General features: G+C 36.1%; 5 protein-coding genes. All 5 read left to right on the top strand.

Features of this window, described 5'->3' with window-relative positions:
• Window positions 1-509: 509 nt before the first annotated feature.
• Window positions 510-1055, top strand: coding sequence for a sigma-70 family RNA polymerase sigma factor (locus tag AC1DWN_RS26070; RefSeq protein WP_477561806.1), 546 nt, complete (start codon window positions 510-512; stop codon window positions 1053-1055).
• Between the two features lie 19 nt (window positions 1056-1074).
• The gene (locus AC1DWN_RS26065) at window positions 1075-2100 is read left to right on the top strand and encodes a DUF4179 domain-containing protein (RefSeq protein WP_477561805.1); all 1026 of its coding nucleotides are present in this window, start codon (window positions 1075-1077) and stop codon (window positions 2098-2100) included.
• Window positions 2101-2355: 255 nt separating this feature from the next.
• Window positions 2356-2907, top strand: a complete 552-nt coding sequence (locus tag AC1DWN_RS26060) for a hypothetical protein (RefSeq protein ID WP_477561804.1) — start codon at window positions 2356-2358, stop codon at window positions 2905-2907.
• A gap of 1304 nt (window positions 2908-4211) precedes the next feature.
• Window positions 4212-4757 carry a nucleotidyltransferase family protein gene (locus tag AC1DWN_RS26055; protein WP_477561803.1) on the top strand — a complete coding sequence of 182 codons (546 nt, stop codon included), beginning with the start codon at window positions 4212-4214 and terminating at the stop codon, window positions 4755-4757.
• 170 nt (window positions 4758-4927) lie between these two features.
• Window positions 4928-5539, top strand: coding sequence for a DUF4304 domain-containing protein (locus AC1DWN_RS26050; RefSeq protein ID WP_477561802.1), 612 nt, complete (start codon window positions 4928-4930; stop codon window positions 5537-5539).
• Window positions 5540-5817 lie beyond the last annotated feature (278 nt).

The raw sequence follows: 5817 nt of genomic DNA, 5'->3' as shown, positions 1-5817 counted from the left end.
TAATAGAAGCGGTGGCTGAAATTTTATCTCATTATCCAGAGCAAGGACTCAAAACAGTTGAAGGAGCAGTTGCTGACTTGACGATCTTTTGTGAAAAATGAGATGCATATGCCCCTCCAATTCCTCAACTTCAATAAAAAGTTGGGTATTGTTCCCAAAGTTTATTCACTGTCGACGTTACGCTAACGGGGAACTATAGCTTAACATTCACTAAGACGAGGCTGCCGGCATAGAACGGCAGCCTCGTTGAGCTAACGGGCAGGTTAGCGCAGCAACGACCGTACAAGGGTTAAAGGAAATCTAATGGATTTATCGAATAACATTAAAAGAATTCTGACAAAGATAGTAATCGCGATCCTTCTTCTTGTCATGTTAACGGGAAATTAGTTAAAAACTCATCAAAGTTTCCTTCACAAAGGAAACTTTTTATTTTTATATGGAACATTGATAGAAAATGAATTGATTAAACGAATTAATAAGTGTCATCTATTTTGAAAAAGGGGATTGATATGAATAAAGAAGAAATGGATTTGGTAATTGGATTACGTGAACGTAACGAAAAAGCACTGTATCTACTAATTGATATATATGGCGGTCTCATAAAAAGTATCATCCATAAACATGTTCAACAACCTGATGCCTGTGATGAATGTATGGATGATATATTGTTCTCTATTTGGAATAATATTGACAGGTATAATGAGAAAAAAAATTCCTTTAAGAACTGGGTGGTGGCAGTATCAAAGTATAAATCCATCGATCAGCAACGGAAATATTACAGAGTTTTAAAAAAGTACCAGTTAGAGGATAAGGATATTAATGAATTTACGGATGCAGCGAATCAAATCAATGATGATATAAGCATCGAAATGGAACGATTGCTGGCGCACTTGAACCAAAATGATAAAGAGTTGTTTATAAAGCATTATGTTAATGAAAGCAGTGTAGACGAAATCGCTGAGGAAATGGGAGTAAAACAATCTTGGATTTATAATCGTTTATCAAGAGCCCGTCGAAAGCTCAGAGCGGTTTATAAAGACGTAAATCATGACTAACATTTTGTGAGGTGATTAAATGAAGAACGATTTTGATATGTTAAATGAAGTTGTAATCGATATGACAGAACATGAAAACTGCGTAGAATTGAATTATATTGAAAGAAAACGCATTAAGAAGAGAATCAAAAACAAATTGAGAAATAAGAAGCCTTTTCAAGGTAGATCTGCCGTGGTCGTGGTTTGTGCGTCTCTACTTCTCTATGCAGGAATCCAAACGGATGCCAAGGCTGCTTTTTATGGTATAGCATCAAACATACCGATAGTACGTGGCATCCTTGAAATATTTGTTGGAGAGTCAGAACAGCAAATAGCGGATTATAAAACAACAGTTGGACAAACAGTTAGTGATAATGGAGTTGATGTTCGTCTCAATGAAGTGCTTTTAGACACAGGACGACTGATTATCAGCAGTACATTCCAATCTAATACGATTAACCTCGAAGAAGTACTATCTCCATTTCCAACCGTCTATTTAAATGGTAATGAGGTACTCCGAAACGGTGGTGGCAACAAAACAAAAATTGATGACAAGACTTATTCCTTTATTTCTGCTGTTAACTTAGGGGATACAGCGATTGAAGGTGAACTAGATATTCAAATCGTCTACAAGGATTTGCAATTTCTCAAAAAAGGTAAACATCATGCGGGTAACTGGGGCTTTACTCTTCAAACCTCAGCTGAACGAATCTTAGGTGATACACGAACTATTTTAATAAACAAGTCATTCTTATTGGAAAACGGGCAAGAAATCCAGATTAGCAATTTGGAGTTAAGCCCCGTGTCAACAAGGATTAATTACAAAATCCTTAACGGATATGATTCTGATGTGCTTTTTCAGGTACAAGACTCAGATGGAACTCAACTAGAACCTGTCTCGGCAACTACCCTTTCTGAAAACAGTCATATTCGTTTCCCAAAGCTGAATAAGCAAATTACTAAAATAACGGTGACACCGTATGTTATAACTGGAAAAGAAGGCGGAGATAATCCGAAAGAAAAGACATTCCTATATAAAGAACGTTTCGAAGTGGATATCAAGTAGAGTTTCTAGATTGCGTAATGAATTGGTGACTAAAACTATCTGTTTATTATCAGGGTAGAATTAAATGAGGAACGTTCTCGTTAAACTAACGGGAAACTATAGCTTAACAATCACCATAACAAGGCTGCCGGCATGAAACGGCAGCCTTGTTGTGCTATCGGGCAGAATAGTTGAATAAACTATTTACAGAAAAAGGTGATATGATGGCATTCTTCGAATATAAACTTAATATCAATTCTTGTGGGGAGAGGAAAAATGAAGATTAATAAAATTCTTATCCCGTTTGTCGTTATCTTTTTTTTTATTTCTTTCATTCTCTTGTTCTGGTTAATACAACAAAATAAACCTCTGTATGAACAAATTGAAAAAGCAATTTCAGAATTTGATTCGAGCTACAGTGAATTAATACATATACATGCAGATAAAGATCGGACTATAGCGTTTTATAAAACTAATAAGCCAGAGTTAAGCGTCGTACTGCTACAGAAAAAAATTCGTGGATATGAATTGAGTGACTATATAAATAAAAGTCTAATGTTTACAGATCGAAACTTAAGTTGGCAGGGAACAAGTAGACAAGAATCAAATATTCATATGATTTATGGAGTTGTTAAAGATCCAGAAATAACTCAGATCCTCTTAATTAGTGAGAGTGACAAGACAGCACATATTATTAAAAATGGCGAATACTCGATATGGTACTCCTTGGTCGACAATGTATTGAAGAATCCTATTACTATTCGGGCAACGAACAAAGAGGGTAAAATATTGTATGAAACTGGTGATGTTGATTTTTGGAATGATTAGAACTCACCCTTCATTAAGCTAACAGGCAGTTATGTGCAACAAGTATGTTCAAATTATCATCATAAATGATGAGTATAATTGTAATATGAAAAGGAGGGAGACTAATTAAGGAAGACAAAAATATACGAATTCTCGGGTTGTTAACAACAGCAATGGGGTTACTATATTTTCCGACTGTATTACAGTTAGTATGGAATTTAGAATCAGCAGAAATAGGTTTACTGTGGTGCTTTATTCAAATATTCATTGGTTTTGCCTTGTTTTCTAAAGACTGGCATCGAATACGGAATCCTATTTTGCTTGCTAATTTTATTTATCAGTTGATATGGAGTTATTTAATAATCGACCAGATTATAGTTGTGGGAAAACGCATAGAATACTACCCTTACCTTTTACATATTGTTATTGCTTTTAGTTCAGGGTGGTATTATTTCAGGTACAGAAAAAAGTCTTCTTCATTACGCTAACGGATAACGTTAGTTGAACAAATAAGGAGCAGTATGCTACGGCAGCTGCTCCATTTCTTTGTTAAGCTAACGGGCAGTAGAGCGTGGAATAGAAGGGGGACTATAATTGTTAGAACTATTTAATTTGAAGGGAGTAGGGTTATAATCCTTGTAACTTGATGTAACCGAGTTATATTTATCATTCAAGTGAAAAAAGGGTGGTGTTATAATTTTAACGAAATTTGATATTGGTAGGAAAATTATTTCTAGTATAATCACAGCAGTAATTCTTTCGTTGATTCTTGTGCTATTTCATGCTTATGCCCCGTTTTTCATCTATTTTATGTACTCATTCATCGGTTGCTTATTAATAGGCGTACCGTGTTCATTAATTACAGACATGATTATCTTAAAAATGAAGGTAATAAAAACAATGCTGGGCATGCTCATGGGGTTAGCCTCACATCTAATATTTGCAGTGATTATTTTGTATTTGTTTTCTCTTACCGAATTAGAAGGCTTCCTTTTTCTTTTTAAGTACGCCAGTGTTTTTGTATACTCAGTTTTTATTGCCGCAACAGGTTTATGGTTGATTGATACGATTTTTTAAAAAAATTCAGTTTCTAAGATAAAAAGAGAGATACAACGAGCGTACGATCTAATACAGCTGTTACGCTAACGGGGAACGTTTGTTGAACAAATAAGGGCTAGTTTGCTGCGGCAGCTGCTCCCTTTCTTTGTTAAGCTAACGGGCAGTCGCCTGCTCATTTTATTAATGGGCTGAATTGCGTGATACCCTTTAAAGAATCTGAGTGAATATAACGAATATAGAATACAACTTATAAGGTGGTTAGTTATGTGCAAGAAAAAAAGTTGATAGAAATAATGAGTACGTATCATAGACTGGATACCGATCTCAAAATGGTACGAGACTTACAACTGTCGCACTGGTGTATTGCTGCAGGTTATGTAAGGAATTATGTATGGGATTATTTGCATGGTTATTCCAAGCGAACTGGATTAAATGACGTTGATATTCTCTACTTCGACCCTTCAGATCTTTCAGAAGAGACGGAAAAGAAGCATGAATATCAATTAAACAGTCAATTTAGTCATTATCAGTGGTCAATTAAAAATCAGGCCAGAATGCATCTTAGAAACTGTGATCCGCCATACAGCAATGTATCTGAGGCAATGAAAAGATGGCCGGAGACAGCTACTGCCGTTGCGATAACACTTGATAATCATGAACACGTGAAAATTATCGCTCCTCACGGCCTAGAAGATTTATTTGAATTAGTGGTTCGAAAAAGCCCCTATTTTACTGATCAAGAGTACTTCTTATCACGAGTGGCGAGCAAAAAATGGATGCAAACATGGCCAACACTTAAACTACTCGTTTAACTTACGGGTTACAGTTCAGCTGCGGCAGCTGCTCCCTTTCTTTATTAAGCTAACGGGCAGGATAGCGAGCTAGTATGTATTTAGAAGTAGCAATAAAAAAAATATCTTCGAAAATCTTAACAAATACGTATTTGAAACAAAAAATCTATAGTAATCTTCTAGGAGGGATCATGTTGCAGCAGCTCTTTAACGATATGATTAAGCAGGACGTAAAGCCGTTCCTTTCCAAGCGTGGCTTTGCAAAGAAGAGTTTGAATTTCAATAAGATAACAGAAAGTCTCATCTACATGTTCAATTTCCAAAAATCCTCTGGCAATTCAGCGGACAATGTAATGTTTTATGTGAACTGCGGTATTTATGCAGCGGATTTGGCACAGATACAATCCAGAGAGATCCTGACAGCACCACAAGAAGCGGAGTGTCACTTCAGAGCAAGAATTGGGGAAATTGCCCAGTCTGTTCCAGATCGATTTTCAATCACTCCTGATACGAATATGGATGATTTAAGAAAAACGCTGCTAAGTGGATTAGAAGAGGTTATTCATTTCTATGATACTATGACCAGTGCCAGATCCCTTGTTGATTATTACACTTCAGGTCCATTTTTACATCTGGGTGAAGAGAACTTTCATTTGCTATTACAATCCAATGATGTAGCAGCGGCTAAACATTATTTGAAGGCTTTGCAGGAAAATTACGGAACAGAAAAGCGATGGACCATATTCGAAAATAAATACAAGGCCATCTTCAATAAATTCGGAGTGGAATTTGATAAGCTATAAGTCAGCATAGTGAACGTTAACCTAAACGGGCAGATTACGCTAATCAATAGAGTATTATACCCGCGATGTTAAACATATTACCCATCAGTTTTGATAAAGGGCGCGATCAATTAGTATGGGTTGATTTGGAAGGAGATATCGAACTCTTGACCAGTGGCACCAATAACTATTCCAGCCCGGTCTAGATCGTTATGCCAATTTGTTGGAAGTGGTATGGATAGAGGATATCATCGGTTTTTGGAAAATATGGATAGAGGATATCATCGGTTTTTGGAAAA

The organism is Paenibacillus sp. P4_A7, from assembly GCF_056402455.1.
The sequence above is the reverse complement of the archived record's forward strand: the minus strand, read 5'-3'. Positions and strand labels throughout refer to the sequence as shown.